18 protein-coding genes and 2 pseudogenes are annotated in these 18,516 nt (G+C 61.4%); 13 read left to right on the top strand and 7 right to left on the bottom strand.

Features of this window, described 5'->3' with window-relative positions; translation table 11 throughout:
- Positions 1-5: 5 nt before the first annotated feature.
- Positions 6-788, bottom strand: coding sequence for an IclR family transcriptional regulator (locus MKZ87_RS25055; RefSeq protein WP_085698504.1), 783 nt, complete (start codon positions 786-788; stop codon positions 6-8).
- Between the two features lie 163 nt (positions 789-951).
- Here MKZ87_RS25055 and hmgA point away from each other — a divergent pair, with 163 nt between their 5' ends.
- From hmgA to MKZ87_RS25035, 4 genes are all read left to right on the top strand, one after another.
- Entirely contained in the window at positions 952-2,247 is a 1,296-nt protein-coding gene (gene hmgA / locus MKZ87_RS25050; protein ID WP_266202109.1) for a homogentisate 1,2-dioxygenase, read from the top strand.
- Between the two features lie 3 nt (positions 2,248-2,250).
- Entirely contained in the window at positions 2,251-3,555 is a 1,305-nt protein-coding gene (gene fahA / locus MKZ87_RS25045; RefSeq protein ID WP_227234496.1) for a fumarylacetoacetase, read from the top strand.
- 12 nt (positions 3,556-3,567) lie between these two features.
- Positions 3,568-4,203, top strand: a complete 636-nt coding sequence (gene maiA / locus MKZ87_RS25040) for a maleylacetoacetate isomerase (protein WP_085698507.1) — start codon at positions 3,568-3,570, stop codon at positions 4,201-4,203.
- Between the two features lie 145 nt (positions 4,204-4,348).
- Entirely contained in the window at positions 4,349-5,719 is a 1,371-nt protein-coding gene (locus MKZ87_RS25035; RefSeq protein ID WP_085698508.1) for an MFS transporter, read from the top strand.
- A gap of 50 nt (positions 5,720-5,769) precedes the next feature.
- Here MKZ87_RS25035 and MKZ87_RS25030 read toward each other — a convergent pair whose 3' ends face one another.
- A complete protein-coding gene (locus MKZ87_RS25030) occupies positions 5,770-6,573 on the bottom strand; it encodes a SirB1 family protein (RefSeq protein WP_007957252.1) in 804 nt (267 codons plus the stop codon).
- Positions 6,574-6,758: 185 nt separating this feature from the next.
- On the opposite strand from MKZ87_RS25030, the gene MKZ87_RS25025 reads away from it, so the two are divergent.
- Positions 6,759-7,778 carry a Glu/Leu/Phe/Val dehydrogenase family protein gene (locus MKZ87_RS25025; protein WP_085698509.1) on the top strand — a complete coding sequence of 340 codons (1,020 nt, stop codon included), beginning with the start codon at positions 6,759-6,761 and terminating at the stop codon, positions 7,776-7,778.
- A gap of 183 nt (positions 7,779-7,961) precedes the next feature.
- Here MKZ87_RS25025 and MKZ87_RS25020 read toward each other — a convergent pair.
- Positions 7,962-8,219, bottom strand: a pseudogene (locus MKZ87_RS25020) (YebG family protein); the annotation flags it as partial.
- Positions 8,220-8,512: 293 nt separating this feature from the next.
- On the opposite strand from MKZ87_RS25020, the gene MKZ87_RS25015 reads away from it, so the two are divergent.
- Positions 8,513-9,013, top strand: a complete 501-nt coding sequence (locus MKZ87_RS25015; RefSeq protein WP_007957255.1) for a phosphate-starvation-inducible protein PsiE — start codon at positions 8,513-8,515, stop codon at positions 9,011-9,013.
- On the opposite strand, the gene MKZ87_RS25010 is transcribed toward MKZ87_RS25015, so the two are convergent.
- The 3 genes from MKZ87_RS25010 to MKZ87_RS25000 form a co-directional block, all read right to left on the bottom strand.
- Entirely contained in the window at positions 9,010-9,327 is a 318-nt protein-coding gene (locus MKZ87_RS25010; RefSeq protein WP_085698510.1) for a DUF3509 domain-containing protein, read from the bottom strand. The genes MKZ87_RS25015 and MKZ87_RS25010 overlap by 4 nt on opposite strands.
- A gap of 199 nt (positions 9,328-9,526) precedes the next feature.
- A complete protein-coding gene (locus MKZ87_RS25005; RefSeq protein WP_085702501.1) occupies positions 9,527-10,828 on the bottom strand; it encodes an HAAAP family serine/threonine permease in 1,302 nt (433 codons plus the stop codon).
- A gap of 63 nt (positions 10,829-10,891) precedes the next feature.
- A complete protein-coding gene (locus MKZ87_RS25000; protein ID WP_266202108.1) occupies positions 10,892-12,268 on the bottom strand; it encodes an L-serine ammonia-lyase in 1,377 nt (458 codons plus the stop codon).
- A 135-nt stretch (positions 12,269-12,403) separates the two neighbouring features.
- Here MKZ87_RS25000 and MKZ87_RS24995 point away from each other — a divergent pair, with 135 nt between their 5' ends.
- Together MKZ87_RS24995 and MKZ87_RS24990 are read left to right on the top strand one after the other, a co-directional pair.
- Positions 12,404-13,351 (top strand): LysR substrate-binding domain-containing protein, encoded by a 948-nt coding sequence (locus tag MKZ87_RS24995; RefSeq protein ID WP_064593482.1) that lies wholly within the window; start codon positions 12,404-12,406, stop codon positions 13,349-13,351.
- Positions 13,352-13,551: 200 nt separating this feature from the next.
- Positions 13,552-13,959 carry an HPF/RaiA family ribosome-associated protein gene (locus tag MKZ87_RS24990; RefSeq protein ID WP_011332524.1) on the top strand — a complete coding sequence of 136 codons (408 nt, stop codon included), beginning with the start codon at positions 13,552-13,554 and terminating at the stop codon, positions 13,957-13,959.
- 71 nt (positions 13,960-14,030) lie between these two features.
- On the opposite strand, the pseudogene MKZ87_RS24985 reads toward MKZ87_RS24990, so the two are convergent.
- Positions 14,031-14,428, bottom strand: a pseudogene (locus MKZ87_RS24985) (TonB-dependent receptor domain-containing protein); the annotation flags it as partial.
- Positions 14,429-14,560: 132 nt separating this feature from the next.
- On the opposite strand from MKZ87_RS24985, the gene MKZ87_RS24980 reads away from it, so the two are divergent.
- Genes MKZ87_RS24980 through MKZ87_RS24960 form a run of 5 tightly spaced genes read left to right on the top strand, consistent with a single transcriptional unit; the run spans position 14,561 to position 18,333 of the window.
- Positions 14,561-14,866: a DUF3649 domain-containing protein gene (locus MKZ87_RS24980; RefSeq protein WP_085698515.1), complete on the top strand. Its 306-nt coding sequence runs from the start codon at positions 14,561-14,563 to the stop codon at positions 14,864-14,866.
- The gene (locus MKZ87_RS24975) at positions 14,863-16,452 is read left to right on the top strand and encodes a PepSY-associated TM helix domain-containing protein (protein ID WP_085702504.1); all 1,590 of its coding nucleotides are present in this window, start codon (positions 14,863-14,865) and stop codon (positions 16,450-16,452) included. The genes MKZ87_RS24980 and MKZ87_RS24975 overlap by 4 nt, the downstream gene beginning before the upstream one ends.
- Complete coding sequence (locus MKZ87_RS24970; RefSeq protein WP_085702505.1) at positions 16,453-16,779, top strand: DUF3325 domain-containing protein; 327 nt, start codon at positions 16,453-16,455, stop codon at positions 16,777-16,779.
- A gap of 1 nt (position 16,780) precedes the next feature.
- Positions 16,781-17,347, top strand: a complete 567-nt coding sequence (locus MKZ87_RS24965; RefSeq protein WP_085702506.1) for an RNA polymerase sigma factor — start codon at positions 16,781-16,783, stop codon at positions 17,345-17,347.
- Positions 17,344-18,333, top strand: coding sequence for a FecR family protein (locus tag MKZ87_RS24960; RefSeq protein ID WP_085698519.1), 990 nt, complete (start codon positions 17,344-17,346; stop codon positions 18,331-18,333). The genes MKZ87_RS24965 and MKZ87_RS24960 overlap by 4 nt, the downstream gene beginning before the upstream one ends.
- Positions 18,334-18,516 lie beyond the last annotated feature (183 nt).

The raw sequence follows: 18,516 nt of genomic DNA, 5'->3' as shown, positions 1-18,516 counted from the left end.
ATCTTTCAAGCTGGCTGATACCCCATCCGCCAACTCACGGCCCGCGTCGCCGCCAGCAATCGCTGCGCCGCCGGGCCGTTTTCGTCGGCGTGGAACAACGAGGTCGGGCCGACGATGGTCAATACCGCCGCGACCTGCCCGAGGGCGTTGAACACCGGTGCCGAGAGAGCATCGACGCCAGGCATCAGCAAGCCGTGGACATGATGCAGACCGCGTTCGCGAATCTGTCCGCACAACGCCGCATAGGCTTTTTCGTCCGCCAGCGGATGGCCGCCGACGGCGATTTCCTGCTCGCGCAATTCATCGGTTTCACGATGCGGCAGGTACGCGCCGAAGACCAGACCAGTGGATGAACTGAGCAGCGGCAACACCGAGCCCAGTTGCGTCACCACGGTTACCGCGCGCACCGCAGGTTCGATGTGCACCACGGTCGCGCCCTGATTGCCCCATACCGCCAGGAAACAGGTTTCGTTGAGTTCGTCGCGCAGCTCGGCCAGGGGCAGGGCGGCGACTTTCAGCACGTCCATACTGTTGAGTGCCGCCAGGCCCACGCGCAGCGCTTCACGACCCAGGCCGTAATGGTTGGTGGCGGTGTTCTGCTCGGCGAAGCCGCTGGCGATCAATGCCTGCAGATAACGATGAACCTTGCTCGCCGGCATCTGCACATGTTCGGCCAGACGTGACAGCGAAGTGGACGGCGACAACTCGGCCAGGGCCTTGAGGATGTCGGTGCCGACCTCGGCGGAGCGGACTTTCTGTTTGCCGTTGCTGTCGCTGGTTTTTTCCATGGTGCTGCCGTGTCCCGGAACGAATGGGCGTCTTTATAGCTTGACGCTGGATAGCGAGCAAATTACGTTATGCGTAATTGAATTACGATAAAAATAACCCCGGCGTGCCAAGACCTCCGATTCAGAGCGTCCGGCCATGCCGACTCCCTGTTCAGGAGGCTCCATGAACCTCGATTCAGCCCTGGCTTACCAATCCGGTTTCGGCAACGAATTCAGCTCCGAAGCGTTGCCCGGCGCGCTGCCCGTCGGCCAGAACTCTCCGCAAAAAGCCCCTTACGGTCTGTACACCGAACTGTTCTCCGGCACCGCGTTCACCATGACCCGCAGCGAAGCGCGGCGTACATGGATGTACCGGATCCAGCCATCGGCCAATCACCCGGCCTTCGTCAAACTGGAGCGGCAACTGGCAGGTGGTCCGTTGGGTGAAGTGACCCCCAATCGCCTGCGCTGGAACCCACTGGACATCCCGGCCGAACCCACCGATTTCATCGATGGTCTGGTGAACATGGCGGCCAACTCCGCTGCCGAAAAACCGGCCGGCATCAGCATCTATCACTATTGCGCCAACCGTTCGATGGAACGCGTTTTCTTCAACGCCGACGGCGAGCTGCTGCTGGTGCCGCAACTGGGTCGCCTGCGCATCGCCACCGAACTGGGTGTGCTGGAAGTGGCGCCGCTGGAAATCGCCGTGCTGCCACGGGGCCTGAAATTCCGCGTCGAATTGCTTGATGCGCAGGCGCGCGGTTATATCGCCGAGAACCACGGTGCGCCGTTGCGCCTGCCGGATCTGGGGCCGATCGGCAGCAACGGTCTGGCCAACCCGCGGGACTTCCTGACTCCAGTCGCGGCTTACGAAAACCTGCAACAACCGACCACCCTGGTGCAGAAATTCCTCGGTCAGTTGTGGGGCACCGAACTCAATCACTCACCGCTGAACGTGGTCGCCTGGCACGGCAACAACGTGCCGTACAAATATGACCTGCGCCGCTTCAACACCATCGGCACCGTCAGTTTCGATCACCCGGACCCGTCGATCTTCACCGTGCTGACCTCGCCGACCAGCGTCCACGGCCTGGCCAACCTCGACTTTGTGATCTTCCCGCCGCGCTGGATGGTGGCCGAGAACACCTTCCGTCCGCCGTGGTTCCACCGCAACCTGATGAACGAATTCATGGGCCTGATCCAGGGCGAGTACGACGCCAAGGCCGAAGGTTTTGTGCCCGGCGGCGCATCTCTGCACAGCTGCATGAGCGCCCACGGCCCGGACGGCGAGACCTGCACTAAAGCGATCAATGCGGACCTGAAACCGGCCAAGATCGACAACACCATGGCCTTCATGTTCGAGACCAGCCAGGTGCTGCGCCCAAGCCGCTTCGCCCTCGACTGCCCGCAACTGCAATCCACTTACGACGCCTGCTGGGCCTCGCTGCCCGCCACGTTCGACCCGACCCGGAGATAATCCATGACTCAGAATTCCATCACCCGCAGTTGGGTCGCTTCCGCCAATGGCCACAGCGATTTCCCGCTGCAGAACCTGCCGCTGGGTGTGTTCAGCCTCAACGGCTCGGCGCCGCGCGCGGGCGTGGCGATTGGTGAACACATCTTCGATCTGCAAGTAGCGCTGGAGGCCGGGCTGTTCGACGGCGTCGCGCGCCGTGCTGTCGAAGCCATGCGCGGCGGTCAGTTGAACGCCTTCTTCGAACTCGGCCGCGACGCCCGCGTTGCATTGCGCGAACGTCTGCTGGAGCTGTTCAGCGAAGGCAGCACCCATCGCGGCAACATTGAAGCCCAGGGCGCAAAACTGCTGCCGCTGGCCGCCGATTGCCAGCTGCACCTGCCGGCGCGCATCAGCGACTACACCGACTTCTACGTCGGCATCGAACACGCGCAGAACGTCGGCAAACTGTTCCGCCCGGACAACCCGCTGCTGCCGAACTACAAACACGTGCCGATCGGCTACCACGGTCGTGCATCCACCGTACGCGCCTCCGGCGCCGACGTGCGCCGCCCGAAAGGCCAGACCCTGCCAGCCGGTGCGACCGAGCCGACCTTCGGCCCGTGCGCGCGTCTGGACTATGAGCTGGAGCTGGGAATCTGGATCGGCCAGGGCAACGAGATGGGCGAGCCGATTGCCATTGGCGATGCCGCTGAACACATTGCCGGTTTCTGCCTGCTCAACGACTGGTCGGCCCGTGACATTCAGGCCTGGGAATACCAGCCGCTTGGCCCGTTCCTGTCCAAGAGCTTCATCACCAGCGTCTCGCCATGGGTGGTGACTGCCGAAGCGCTGGCGCCATTCCGCACCGCACAACCGGCGCGTCCGCAAGGTGATCCGCAGCCGCTGCCGTACCTGCTCGACAAACGCGATCAGGAGGGCGGTGGTTTCGACATCGAGCTGGAAGTGCTGCTGCTTACCGAGAAAATGCGCGAGCAGAATCTGCCGGCCCATCGCCTGACCCTGAGCAACACGCGCTACATGTACTGGACCGTTGCGCAAATGGTCGCGCACCACAGCGTCAACGGTTGCCAGTTGCAGGCCGGTGACCTGTTCGGTTCGGGCACCTTGTCCGGCCCTGAAAACGGTCAGTTCGGCAGCCTGCTGGAAATCACCGAGGGCGGCAAAAAACCGATCGAGCTGGCGTCCGGCGAAGTGCGCAAATTCCTTGAAGACGGCGACGAAATCATCTTGCGCGCTCGCTGCGCCCGCGAAGGTTTTGCCTCGATCGGTTTCGGCGAGTGCCGTGGCACCGTGCTGGCGGCACGCTGACAGGAGCGGGTCATGGATCTTTACACCTATTACCGTTCCACCTCGTCGTACCGGGTGCGGATCGCGCTGGCACTCAAGGGGCTCGACTATCAGGCGCTGCCGGTCAATCTGATCGCAGCGCCTGGCGGCGAGCATCGGCAACCGGCGTATCTGGCGATCAATCCCCAGGGCCGGGTGCCGGCGCTGCGCACTGACGAAGGCAAGTTGCTGATCCAGTCGCCGGCAATCATCGAATACCTGGAAGAGCGTTATCCACAGGTGCCGTTGCTCCCCGAGGACCTCGTTGCCCGTGCCCAGGTGCGCGGTGTGGCGGCGGTGATCGGCTGCGACGTGCATCCGCTGCACAACGTCAGCGTGCTCAATCGCCTGCGCGGGTTGGGGCATGACGAGCCGCAGGTCAACGAGTGGATCGGCCACTGGATCAGTCAGGGGCTGGCGACGGTGGAGCAATTGATCGGCGACAGCGGTTTCTGTTTTGGCGAGTGGCCGTGTGTGGCTGACGTTTACCTGATTGCGCAGTTGTACGCGGCCGAGCGGTTCAACGTTTCGCTGGAGGCCTATCCACGGATTCGCCGGGTCGCCGCGTTGGCCGCTGAACATCCGGCGTTCATTGCGGCGCATCCGGCGAATCAGCCGGACACGCCGTAACCCCTGTGGGAGCGAGCTTGCTCGCGAAGAGGGAGGGTCAGCGCCAGCAATGTCGCCTGACTGACCGCTTTCGCGAGCAAGCTCGCTCCCACAATAGATCTGCGCTGTGACCAAAAAATCATAAAAACAAAACAGGTACCTTGCGATGCACAACCAGATTGCCAGCTTCCGGGCGGCACTCGACGCCCGTCCTGTGTCCCGCTTTCAGTGGTTGCTCCTGATTCTTCTCGCCTTGCTGCTGGTCACCGACGGCTATGACGCCCAGGTGCTCGGTTACGTGGTGCCGGCACTGGCGCAGGACTGGGGCCTGGAAAAGTCCGCGTTCGGCCCGGTGTTCAGCGCCAACCTGCTGGGTCTGACGCTTGGCTCCCTCGCGGTGACGCCTCTGGCTGACCGCTTCGGCGTTCGACGGATTCTGCTCGCCTGCGTGCTGATCTACGCCAGCCTCACCGTGCTGATGGTGTTCGCCGATTCCCTGAATACCCTGATGATCGCGCGCTTCATCTGCGGTATCGGCATGGGCGGCGCGATGCCCAGCGCCATGGCGTTGATGTCGGAATATTCACCGCCGCGCCTGCGTACGCTGATGGTGACGCTGGCGGCTTGCGGCTTCTCGTTCGGCGGTGCGGCCGGTGGTTTTGTGGCGGCCGGGTTCATCGACCGTTTCGGCTGGCAAGCGGTGTTCCTCGCCGGTGGTGTCACGCCGTTGCTGCTGTTTCCGTTTCTCTGGTGGATGCTGCCGGAATCCTTGCCGCGTCTTCTACGTGATGCGCCGCCCTATGCGCGCCTGCGCAAGGTCACCGCACGCATGCTGCCGGAGTGGCAACCGCCCGCCGCATCGGTCGAGCAGAACGAACGCGAGCAGGGCAGCAAGCTGACCGTGGTGGAATTGTTCCGCAACGGTTATGCGCGTCCGACCTTGCTGATCTGGGCAACCTTTTTCGTCAGCCTGATCCTGCTGTATTTCATGATCAGTTGGCTGCCGTCGCTGCTGCTGGAAAGTGGCCTGAAACTCAACGAAGCGAACCTGGTGACGTCGATGTTCCTGTTCGCCGGTACGCTCGGCGCGATCTGCATGGCGTGGTTCGCCGATCGATTGAAAAGCAAGGTGCGACTGTTGTCCGGCGTGCTGGCTGGCGCGGCGGTGTGCACGATTCTGCTGGGCCTGAATCACGACAACCCGCGTTATCTGGTGGCCTGTGTGTTCGCGGCAGGGTTCTGCATCATCGGCGGGCAACTGACGCTCAATGCGTTCGCCAGCAATTTCTATCCGGCCCAGGTTCGCGCCACCGGCACTGGCTGGGCATTGGGAGTCGGGCGATTCGGCTCGATTCTCGGGCCGCTGTTCGGCAGCCTGTTGCTGGCGATGCACATTCCGGTGGAGCAGATTTTCTTCTTCTGCGCGATTCCGGCGGTGATCGCGGCGTTGCTGATCATTCAGGTGCGTTCGCCTTCGCAGGTTGCGCAAGATCCTGTGGGAGCGAGCTTGCTCGCGAAGAACGATAACGCGGTTTGACTGATCGACCGCGTCGCCTGATTCGCGAGCAAGCTCGCTCCCACAAGGGATCAGTGGACGACTGAGTTGGGTGGCAGATGCCCCAGCCGTTCCGTCAGGCGAAGTCGCTGAATCGGGTCGTCACTGAGCAACAGTGCGTGCTCCAGATCGAAACGCTCGGCGTTCGGACAATCGAGGCGCTGGTACAGACTGGCCCGGGCCAGGTAATCGGCGGCGCTGGCGTTGCCCAGTTCGAGCACGCGCTCGGCATCAATCAGCGCCGCGATGAAATCGTCGTGGGTCAGGTGCAACTGGCGCAGGTTGCGTGACAGACGCTGAAGCATCTGCACCGGCTCGGCAGTCAGCAGGTGGTCGGCGTTGAGTTTCATCTGATGGCCGTACTGGCGATGCAGCAGTTCGCGGCAATCGTTCGGATACAGGCGCCGTCCGCCGCACGGATCGAGCAGGTGATCGGCTCCGGGCACTTTCAGCAGGAAGTGCCCGGGGAAGTTCACGCCAACCAGCGGGATCTCCAGACCACGGGCCAGTTCCAGGGCGATCAGTGCCAGCGCCAGCGGCTGGCCGCGTTTGGTCTGCATGACTTTGTGCACCATCGCGGCCTGCGGACGCAGCGGTACGAAATCATCCTGGGCAAAACCGAGGTCAGTCATGCGCCGCAGCAACGGTTGCGCCAGTTCGCTGACCGGAAGCAACGGCAAGCCATAACTGACTCGCTGCTGCAGTTCCTTGAATTCCTGCAACAGCGCTTCGGGATCGGCTTGTTTGTCGTGTTCGGCGGCCATCCACAACGCGGCTTCGAACAGCGCGGGCGGTGAACGGTGCAGACAATCGAAGAAACGTTGGCGCGGACTCATCTCAATCTCCGGATCATGCCTCGTTTTAGCCCCGTCTTTGCCATTCGTCCAGTGTCGGGGCTGCTCTGCCATCGGGTTATGCCGCAACACATTGGTCGCTGTCGGGCCTTATTCCCGTGCGCTTCAGCAATTTTTGGGCGCAAGCCTATACTGGCGTCTACCAGAAGTGATTCGGGAGCCTGCCGATGTTTGCTCTCATGCAAAGCACTCGCCTGGAATCGCTGCACCTTAGCGTTGATCCGGTGTCCGGATTGAAGGCGGTCATTGCCATCCATAACAGTCGCCTCGGGCCAGCCCTGGGCGGTTGTCGTTATCTTGCCTACCCGAACGACGAATCTGCAGTCGAGGACGCCATACGCCTGGCCCAGGGCATGAGCTACAAGGCCGCGCTGGCCGGTCTTGCTCAGGGCGGCGGGGTGGCCGTGATCGTGCGGCCGGTCCACGTGGAAAACCGCGCTGCATTGTTTGAAGCCTTCGGCCGTTGCATCGATCAGCTCGACGGGCGCTACATCACCGCCATCGACAGCGGCACCTCGGTGGCGGACATGGATTGCATCGCCCAGCAGACTCAGCATGTCACCAGCACTACTTCAGCCGGCGACCCGGCGCCGCATGCCGCGATGGGCGTGTTCACCGGGATTCGCGCCACGGCCATGGCACGGCTGGGGAGCGACAATCTCGAAGGCTTGCGCGTGGCGATTCAGGGCTTGGGCAATGTCGGGTTTGCGCTCGCGGAGCAGTTGCACGCAGCGGGCGCCGAACTGCTGGTCAGCGACATCGACCACGGCAAGGTGCAACTGGCGATGGAACAGCTCAACGCCCATCCGATTGCCAACGACGCATTGCTCAGCACGCCGTGCGACATCCTCGCACCGTGCGGCCTTGGCGGTGTGCTTAACAGCCACACGGTCACCCAGTTGCGCTGCTCGGCGGTGGCGGGCTCGGCCAACAATCAGCTGACGCATCTGGACGTCGCCGATCAACTGGAACGGCGCGGCATCCTGTATGCACCCGATTACGTGATCAATGCCGGCGGGCTGATCTACGTTTCCCTCAAGCACCGGGGCGAAGAACTGACGACCATCACTGCGCACCTGTCGAAAATCAGTTCGCGGCTGACGGAAGTGTTTGCCCATGCCCAGGCGGAAAAACGTTCACCGGCGCGGGTGGCGGACGAACTGGCGGAAAAGGTGTTGTACCGCTGAGGTTTGTCCGGGCATGAAAAAGCCCCTGAGTCTTTCAACTCAGGGGCTATTCAATTCCGAGGCTATTCAATTCAAAGGCGTCAATTCAGATGCCGATTACTTCGCAGCCTTTGCCGCCTTGGCAGGTTTGGCCGGCGCTTCTGCCGGTTCAGCCACCTCTGCAGGCCCGGTTGCCACAACCGGTGCCGCTGGTGCGTTGATCAACTCCGACAATGCGTCAGGCTGGCTCTTGAACGCCCGGGCGAACACATCGCGGTTCTTCGCCATGAAGATCCCGACTTCTTCCACTTGCTGCTCGCTCAACGAAGGAACGGCTTTTTCCAGCACTTCGGCCAACAGTTCGGCCAGTTCGAGCATTTTGTCATGACGGTCAGCTTCGGCTTTATCCATGAACAAGCGCTCCAGATCTCGGCTGCTGCGGTATACCACTTCGACGGCCATTCACCACCTCACATGCCTTCACATTAAGTTGTCTTTGCGACTACTGTATCTATATACAGCGAAAAGGATAAGCGAATCCCTGCGCTTTGGGTAGTGGCTTTTCAATGTAGACCGGATTCGGATTTTGTCAGCCCTGCGCCTGCGCGCAGGTGCGACCAAACGCCACGGCGCGGGTTTTGCGTCACCTCGCCATCATGGCGTGGCCTCTTTTCTGCATGCATCTGCGTACGTGCGCAATAACCGTCACGTCCAGCACGCAACATCCGCTCGAACCGGGCTAAGGAACCTTCATCGTGAAAATCAACTGGGCCGAGAAACTGCGGCAAAACGTGCATCAACTGGCCGAGTCCCTGGGCAACCTGTTCGTCGAGACTTTCCACTACCTGGCGCTGTTCGCCATCGGTGCGGTGACCGCGTGGGCGGCTGTGATGGAATTTCTCGGGATGCTCGAAGAAGGGCACATCAAGATCGATGACATTCTGTTGCTGTTCATCTATCTGGAACTGGGGGCGATGGTCGGGATTTATTTCAAGACCAACCACATGCCGGTGCGATTCCTGATTTACGTGGCAATCACGGCACTGACGCGCCTGCTGATCTCCAACGTCTCCCACCACAATCCGCCAGACATGGGCATCATCTACCTGTGCGGCGGGATTCTGCTGCTGGCGTTTTCGATCCTGGTGGTGCGTTACGCCTCATCGCAATTCCCTTCGGTGAAAATCGAGAACCCGCACCGCAAGATCGGCACGGGTTCCAGTGAACATCCGGAAGTGGAGAAGGGCGAACTCTAGAGGCCGGCAGCTGGCCGGGGCTGATGTCTGGCCTGACGCGGTGGCGGAGTGATTCCGTCGCCGCGGGTCATGGCGTCGAGGATCGCCATGGCGCTATGGCCCTGCTCGATGGCGATGCCGAACTGAATGCTTTGCACCAGGCGCTTGAGGCGCTTGGGGTCGTTGCGCTGTTCGGCGCTGATCATCCGTTTGGCGACGATCCGGCCGCCGTTGGAAAGGGTCAGCATGATGCTGCCGTCGAGCCCCTGAATGCTCAGGTTGATCTGATAGTCCGGCGCGAAGGCATCGGTAATGATCTGAAAAGGATTGTCCATGATGCGTCACCGCCTGATTGAACGTGCAGTTGTTGACCGGCCTTGATCGGGTTGGTTCGCCAAACCTGACCATCGGCCCTTCCGTGGTCCCGTCTCCTTCAGCGATGTAGCAAGGGACATGCCGGGAATATTGTCGAACAATGAAACCGGTCAAAAAGAAGGCGAGCCCATGGCTCGCCTTCTTCGTTTGCGGCCCGTTTCAGGGCAGAACCGAGTAGATGATCGCTGACAGTGCAATCAGACCGATCAGCACCACGAACACGTTGGACGCCTGGCCCGAATACTGGCGCAAGGCTGGCACGCGGCGGATGGCGTACATCGGCATCAGGAACAACAGGCAGGCAATCACCGGGCCGCCGAGGGTTTCGATCATGCCGAGGATGCTCGGGTTGAAGGTCGCCACGGCCCAGCAGCTGAGGATCATGAACAGCGCGGTTGCACGGTTCAGCCAGCTCGCCGACATCACCCGGCCACGGCTGCGCAGACTTTTGACGATCATGCCCTGGAAGCCTTCGCTGGCGCCGATGTAGTGGCCGAGGAAGGATTTGGTGATCGCCACCAGCGCGATCAGCGGCGCAGCGTAAGCGATGACCGGGGTCTGGAAGTGGTTGGCCAGGTACGACAGGATCGAGATGTTTTGCGCCTTGGCCGCTGCCAGATCCGCCGGCGACAGCGCCAGCACGCAGCTGAAGCAAAAGAACATCACCGTGACAACCATCATGCCGTGAGCCATGGCGAGAATGCCGCTGCTCTTGCGCTCGGCCTGATCGCCATAGCGCTGTTTCTGGTCGACGGCGAAGGCGGAAATGATCGGCGAATGGTTGAACGAGAACACCATCACCGGGATCGCCAGCCACAGGGTCTTGAGGAACACCGACATTTCCATCGGTTCCCGGGCGCTGGCGAAGAATGCGCCGTTCCAGTTTGGAATCAGGCTGATGCCGAGCAACAGCAGCGCGGCGACGAACGGATAGACCAGCACGCTCATGGCTTTGACGATCACGCTCTGACCGCAGCGGACGATGGCCATCAAGCCGAGGATCAGCGCCAGCGACAGCACCGCGCGCGGTGGAGGGGCGATGTGCAACTGGTGTTCGAGGAAGCTGCTCAGGGTGTTGGTCAGCGCCACGCTGTACACCAGCAGGATCGGGAAGATCGCGAAGAAATACAGCAGCGTGATCAGCTTGCCGGCGCCGATGCCGAAGTGTTCTTCCACCACTTCGGTGATGTCGCCGGAGCGGCCCGACAGCACGAAGCGGGTCAGGCCCCGGTGCGCGAAAAAAGTCATCGGGAATGCCAGCACCGCCAGGATCAGCAACGGCCAGAAGCCGCCGACACCGGCGTTGATCGGCAGGAACAAGGTGCCGGCACCGATGGCCGTGCCGTACAGGCCGAGCATCCAGGTGGTGTCGAATTTGCTCCAGCCCTTGTGGGCGATTTCGTTGTTGCATGTGCGGTCTACAGCGGGATTTTCGGCAGCAGGTGTGCGTACATCGGTCATCGTTTTTGCCTCGTTATTATTCTTGCTCGGGCTCACGTGTTACGGGCGGTCAGGGAGCGCTCCTCAGCACTCCACCCAGCTCACGGCCAGGCCGCCCCGTGAAGTCTCTTTGTATTTGTCATGCATGTCGGCGCCGGTATCGCGCATGGTGCGGATCACCCGGTCGAGGGAAATGAAGTGTTTGCCGTCGCCGCGCAGGGCCATTTGCGTGGCGTTGATCGCCTTCACCGCAGCGATGGCGTTGCGCTCGATGCATGGCACCTGCACGAGCCCGCCGACCGGGTCGCAGGTCAGGCCGAGGTTGTGTTCGAGGCCGATTTCGGCGGCGTTTTCCAGTTGTTCCGGGGTGGCGCCGAGCACATCGGCGAGCCCCGCAGCAGCCATCGCACAGGCAGAGCCGACTTCGCCCTGGCAGCCGACTTCGGCGCCGGAGATCGAAGCGTTTTTCTTGCACAGGATGCCGACCGCTGCCGCGCCCAGAAAGAACGCAACCACGTCATCGTCGGACGCATCCGGATTGAATTTCATGTAGTAGTGCAGAACGGCCGGGATGATCCCGGCGGCGCCGTTGGTCGGCGCGGTGACCATGCGCCCGCCGGCGGCGTTCTCTTCGTTGACGGCGAGGGCGAACAGATTGACCCACTCCATCGCCGACAGGGTCGAACTGATCACGTTCGGCTTGCCGATTTCCAGCAGGCTGCGGTGCAATTTCGCGGCACGACGCGGCACATTCAGACCGCCAGGCAGGACGCCTTCGTGACGCAGGCCCTGCTCGACGCATTCGCGCATCACCGACCAGATGTGCAGCAGGCCCTGACGGATTTCGGCGTCGCTGCGCCAGGCCCGTTCGTTGGCCATCATCAGTTCGGAAACCCGCAGGTTGTGCTGCTTGCACAGCGCCAGCAGTTCGACGGCGCTGGAGAATTCGTAAGGCAACTCGACGTCGCCGGCCGGCACTACACCGGATTCGGCTTCGTCCGCTTCGATGATGAAACCGCCGCCGACCGAGTAGTACGTTTGCTCGAACAGTTGCCCGGATGCACCGAAGGCTGTCAGCGACATGGCGTTCGGGTGGTAGGGCAGGCTCTCGTCCAGCAGCAGGAGATCGTGCTGCCAGTTGAAGGCGATCGAACGTTCACCGGCCAGAGACAGTTGGCCGGTTTCGCGCAGTTGCTGGATGCGCGGTTCGATGGTCGACGGATCGATGCTGTCCGGCCATTCGCCCATCAAGCCCATGACCGTCGCGCGGTCTGTGGCATGGCCGACACCGGTGGCCGAAAGCGAGCCGTACAAGCGGATTTCCACTCGCTGCACATCATTCAGCAAACGCTGGTCGATCAGGGCCTGGGCGAAGGTCGCGGCGGCGCGCATAGGGCCGACGGTGTGGGAGCTGGACGGGCCGATGCCGACTTTGAATAGATCGAAAACACTGATAGCCATGCTAAACCCTTACAAGCAATGGAGTAGGAATCGCTGCCATTTTTTGTAGGACAAGCGCAATGTCGGCGATACTGCCTGCCTCGCTTCAGCGTGACTAACGAAACTTCCTAAGTAAGCCTTTAGCAGGACTAAACCATGAGTCGTCAATTGCATGCCCAGACTTACGTCTGGCTGCAGGTGTTTTCCTGTGCCGCGCGGCACCTGTCATTCACCCGTTGTGCCGAAGAACTGCACATCACGCCGGGAGCGGTGAGTCAGCAAATCCGACAGTTGGAAGAGCGCCTGGGCTTTCGTCTGTTTCACCGTCGTGCGCGGGGTGTGGAGCTGAGTGCGGAAGGGCAGCGACTGGCGATTACGGTCAACGAGGCTTACGGCAGCATCGATGCGGAATTGCGTCGTCTTGATGCAGGGATGATCAGCGGGATTCTGCGGCTGCGCTCGATTCCGTCGTTCCTCAGCAAATGGCTGACCCCGCGCCTGCCGCGTCTGCAACAGCGTTACCCCGACATACAGCTGCGGCTGGTGGCCGAGGACAGCAGCGTGCCGTTACATGAAGGGGATTTCGACCTGGCCATCGACCTGAACGACGGCAGCTATCCGGGACTGTTATCCACAGCCTTGCTCGATGAGCAGATTTTTCCGGTGTGCGCGCCGGGCCTCCTTCGCGGGCGGCCACCGCTGCATGGGCCGGCGGATCTGGTGCATTTCCCACTGTTGCACGACATCACTGCCTGGCGCGGCAGCTACGAATACGCGGAGTGGGAGTTTTATCTCAATGCCATCGGTTTCGAGGGCGCCGATGTGCGGCGCGGGCACACATTCAATCGCAACCACCTGACCATCGAAGCCGCGATTGCCGGTATGGGCGTGGCGATTGCCCGGCGCACGCTGCTCAACGACGAGTTGGAGCGGGGAACGCTGATTGTGCCGTTCGGGATTTCGGTACCCAATCACAAGCGCTATGTCTTGCTTTATGCACCGGGGGCGCTGAGCCATCCGGGCGTGCGGGCGGTGCATGACTGGCTGGTGGAAGAGGCGGGGATTTTCCGCAGCCTGCACCCGTTGGGTGATGGCCAATTGTGAGCAGATTTTTCGGGGTGGCGGGGCGATGCAACTCCCGACCTTACCAGCGCTTTGCTCGGTTGTCCGGCTTTTTTTGCGTATGAATATTTATCTTTTTTAAGGGGTTGAAATGTTCGTCCGGCGGGCCGATTGTTGTAATCAAGAGGTCACGAAATCCTGTTCCAGGCCTCTTGCGAGCTAGCTGAAATAAGGGATGAACTATGCAAATCCAAGTCAACAGCGACAACCATATTCAAAGCAGCAAACGACTGGAGGAGTGGGTACGCACCACAATTGAGAGCACGCTCGACCGTTATGAGGAAGACCTGACCCGTGTCGAAGTCCATCTGAGCGACGAGAACGGTGACAAGCCGGGTCCCCATGACTTGCGCTGCCAACTGGAAGCGCGGCCGAAAGGCCATCAACCGATTTCCGTCACCCACAAAGCCGATTCGCTGGAACAGGCGATCGATGGTGCAGCCGAAAAACTGGAGCACGCGCTGGAGCACCTGTTTGGCAAACTGCGCGGCAAACCGCGGGCCGCTGTGGTGCCATTCACAAGCAAAGCCAATGACAAGCTGTTGGCGGAAGAGTTTGACGAAAACGAACAGGCAGCGATCAACAGTTGATGCGCTGATTTTCCAAGCCACCCAATGAGAAAGGGCCTGCAATTGCAGGCCCTTTCTGTTTTCGGCAGGGATCAGAAAGCAACGGAAGTCTGCACGTACACCGTGCGCGGCTCACCGACATACTTGCCTTTGTTGTTGTCATCGAACGAACGGGTGAAGTACTGGGTGTTGAAGATGTTCTTCACCCCCACCGCCACGTTCAGGTCCGACAACTGCGGGCCGAAGTCTTGGCGTAAGTGGCGTAGACATCGAAGCCGGCCAGCGCCGGGCTCAAGTCGTCGAGAGCGTAATTGACGCTGGTCTCGATGCCCTGATGCCGGGTTTCACCACGGGCGATCACCGAGTCGTTGGTCTGGTTGCTTTCGTACTGGTTGTCGAAGTTGATCAGGAATGCGCCGATCTCCGCTCGCAGCGCACCGTTGTCGTAACGGGTACCGACTTCCCAGGTGCGGGCCTTTTCCGGTTTCACTTATTCGCATTGTTGGGCTGTCAGTGATGCCCGGCAATCAGACTCTTTTGCGTATGAGAATATTTATCATTAATATCGCATGCCTGCCGTCCCGGTCTGTTGACCGGGCGTTAACCGTTTCAGGGTCGAAACATGAAAGCCAAACTCGCCACTCTCCCCATGTCCTATCGTCTGGCCGTCACTTCGCGGGTGCTCGCGGCGGTGTTTGGCGGCTATCTGGTCGCGGCGCTGGCCAGTGTCACGCTGACACTGTGGTTGCCGCTAAACCGCGCCGAAGCGGTTGTCACCGGCATGACCGTTTCGTTTCTGGTCTATCTGGTGGCGGTGCTCTGGTGTTTTGCCTGTCGTACGGCGTGGTCGGCGTGGGTCGGTCTGCTGGTGCCGAGCGTGATCCTGGCGACCGTGTCCGGGGCTGCGCGCGGTCTGGGGCTGGCATGAAAGAGGGTTTTCGGCAGGCGATGGCCTGGCTGCACACCTGGACCGGGCTGGTCTTTGGCTGGCTATTGTTCGCGATTTTCCTGACCGGGACCCTGGCCTATTTCAAGGATGAAACCAGTCACTGGATGCAGCCGGAGATCGCCGCCCATCCATTGGATGCCGAAAAAAGCCTGACGCTGGCCCAGCAGTATCTGCAACAACAAGCCCCCGACGCCACACGCTGGATCATCGGTTTGCCCGACGCCCGCGATCCCGGCCTGAGCGTGGGCTGGCAGCAGTCGCCCGCCAGGCCCGGCGAACGCGGCGCATTCATCCGCAAGACCCTCGACGCAGAGACCGGTGCCGAAGTACAGGCCCGGGAAAGCATGGGCGGCGAGTTCTTCTATCGCTTCCATTTCCAGCTGCAAATGCCTTACCCGTGGGGCCGCTGGCTCTCGACCATCGCCGCCATGGTGATGTTCGTCGCGCTGATCACCGGGATCATCACCCACAAGAAAATCTTCAAGGACTTCTTCACCTTCCGCCCGCGCAAGGGCCAGCGTTCGTGGCTCGACGGGCACAATGCGGTGGGCGTGCTGGTGCTGCCGTTTCATCTGATGATCACCTACAGCAGCTTGGTGATTTTCATGTCGATGGTGATGCCGGCAAGCATTCTGGCTTCGTACGGCGACAACGTCCGGGCGTTTTACGACGAGGTATTTCCCGCCTCCAATATTCCCGAGCGAGCCAATCAACCGGCGACACTGGCACCGCTGGCGTCCCTTGTGCTGGCGGCCAGCGAGCAATGGTCGGGCGGGCATGTCGGACGTATCAGCGTCAACAATCCGGGCGACGCCAATGCCTCGGTGGTGATGTCCCGCGCGAGCTCCGACCGTGTGGTGAACGACTCCGGTAGCGCCGTAACCTTCAACGGTGTCAGCGGAGAAATCATTGGCAGCGTGCCTGAGCAGCCAATGGCGATGGCGATTGCCGGCAGTTTCTACGGGTTGCACATGGGCCACTTTGCCGGGCCGGTGTTGCGTTGGCTGTATTTCATCTGCGGCCTGGCGGGCACGGCGATGATTGGGACCGGGCTGGTGATCTGGCTCGGCAAGCGTCAGCTTAAACACGCCAAAACCGGTGTGATGCCTTTCGAATTGCGGCTGGTTGAAGTGTTGAACATCGCCAGCATGGCCGGGCTGGTGGCAGCGATTGCCGTGTTCTTCTGGGCCAATCGTCTGCTGCCGGTGAGTCTGGCCGGGCGTGCCGATTGGGAAGTGAACGCGTTCTTTATCACCTGGGGGCTGAGCGTGGCCCATGCGATGTTGCGGCCGGGGCGCAAGGCCTGGGTCGAACAGCTGTCGCTGGGGGCCGCGTTGTTTGTCGCGGTGCCGGTTCTCAATGGCCTGACCACGCCTTATCACCTCGGCGTGACAGTGCCCGAAGGCGACTGGGTCTTGGCCGGTTTTGACCTGACGTGTCTGGGCAGCGGACTCTTCCTGGCCTGGGCCGCCCGGAAAATGCAGCGCGCCGGGCACTCCGTCAGCGTGATAAAACCGGTCCGCGAAAAGACCCGGCCGATCACCCTTGAGCAAGGGGCGAATTGAATGTTGCTGGCGCTGTTGCTTTGCTATTGCGCATTCACCGCGCTGTGCCTGGCGATGCCTCGGCATCACGAAGAACTGCTGGGCCACAAACCTTCAGCTCGCCTTCGTCAAGGTCTGAAACTGGCGGGCTGGTTGTTGTTGGGGTTGTCGCTCTGGGCGGCGGTTTCCATGAAAGGCTGGAGCTTCGGCCTGGTCGACTGGTGCGCGGTGTTGATGCTCAGTGCGTTGACGCTGGTGCTGTTGTTGCCCTATCGCCCGCGTCTGGCATTGACCATGGCCGGACTGAGCCTGCTCGCCAGCCCGGTCGCTGCATGGGTCTTGAACTGACATGTTGATCGGCCATCCTCCCGAACACCGCGACGACGAACCCCATGGCGCCCGTGCGCATTTTCTTCAGGTGTTCCTGTCCCAGCGTTCGCAGATGGAAGCGCTGGTGAACCGGCGCGTCGGTTGCCGGGCGACGGCGGCGGATCTGGTGCAGGACCTGTTCCTGCGTTTCTGGCGTCGGCCGTTGGTGCAGGTCGAAGAGCTCAGCACTTATCTGTTGCGTTGTGCCGGCAATATCGCCATCGATCATTTGCGCAGTGAAGGCGCGCGGGTGCGGGTCAACGAAGGCTGGCAACCGGATGAGCCCGACAGCAGCGCCAGCGAACCGCAGGCGGCGCTCGAAGCGGGCAACGATTTGCGCCACGTCGAAGCGGCGTTGCGTGCGTTGCCCGAACGCACGCGGCAGATCTTTTTGCTCAATCGCATCCACGGGCGCAAGTACGCCGAGATCGCTAGGGCCATGGGCCTGTCCCAAAGCGCTGTGGAAAAACATATGATGCGCGCCCTCGAGGCCTGCAAGGCCAGCCTGCGCGAACCCGCGCCACGCCTGCCAGGGAAAGCACCGTGAACAATACCGACCGCGTCATCCCGACGCCCGCTCAGGAACAGGCCGCTTTCGCCTGGCTGAGCCTGCTGCACGACCACCCGAGCACCGGTGATCAATTGACCTTCAGCCAGTGGCTGCACGCTGACCCGGCCCACGCCGAGGCCTATGCCCAGGCGCAAGTGGTGTGGGAATTGAGCGAAGAGCCAGCGCGCACCTTGGCCGGCGAAGACGCGCTGGCATTGCAGGGTTTGCTTGATGCGATGGACCGGCCACGCCGTGTACCGCTGCGACGCTGGACTGGCGCGCTGGCGATGGCGGCCTGTCTGCTGTTGATGATCAGCCTCGGGACAGGTTGGCAGCCGCAACGCTGGATCGATGATCTGGGCGCCGATTACGTGTCGGCACCGGGCGAGATCCGCACCGTGACCCTGGCCGATCAATCGCAGGTGACGCTGGACGCGGATAGCGCCATCGCGGTGAATTTCAATCACGGCGAGCGGCATGTGCAATTGCGCCGCGGCGCCGGATTTTTCAGCGTGACCCACACCGGTGATCCTTTTGTGGTCGAGGCCGAGAAGGGCCAGGCGCGGGTGCTCGGCACGCAGTTCGAAGTGCGCCTGCAACCTCACGGCGCACAAGTCACCGTGCTGTCAGGACGCGTCGGTGTGACGGCGGCGCGTGATGCCGAGCAGCAGATTCTCACCGCCGGCCAGCAAGTGGCGTACGGCGCAGGCACTGCGGAAAAACTGCATGCCGTAGACAGCGAAGCGCAGTTGGCGTGGCGTCAGGGCTGGCTGACTTACTACAAGTCGACACTGGCCGATGTGGTGCAGGATCTTCGCCGCTATTACCCCGGACGGATCGTGTTGCTCAACGACGAACTGGGCGCACGAAAGGTCAGCGGCAGCTTTCCGAGCAAGGATCCACAAGCCGTGCTGAATTCGCTGCAAGGGGTTCTTGGATTCGAGCAGCATCAAGTGCTGGGGCATCTGATAATTCTTCGCTGACTTTGCTGGCCCCTTCGCGAGCAAGCTCGCTCCCACAGGGAGTGCATTCCAAGGTGGGAGTGAGCTTGCTCGCGAAGGCGTCGGCAGCGACAACGAAAATATTTTCACCTTTGTGGTGAGGTAGACCCGGACGCCATCCGTGTAGTGACTGAAACTGCGAGTCATTCGCATCCGTTGCGGTTC

This window comes from Pseudomonas sp. MCal1 (assembly GCF_026341415.1).
Classification (GTDB): domain Bacteria; phylum Pseudomonadota; class Gammaproteobacteria; order Pseudomonadales; family Pseudomonadaceae; genus Aquipseudomonas.
The sequence above is the reverse complement of the archived record's forward strand: the minus strand, read 5'-3'. Positions and strand labels throughout refer to the sequence as shown.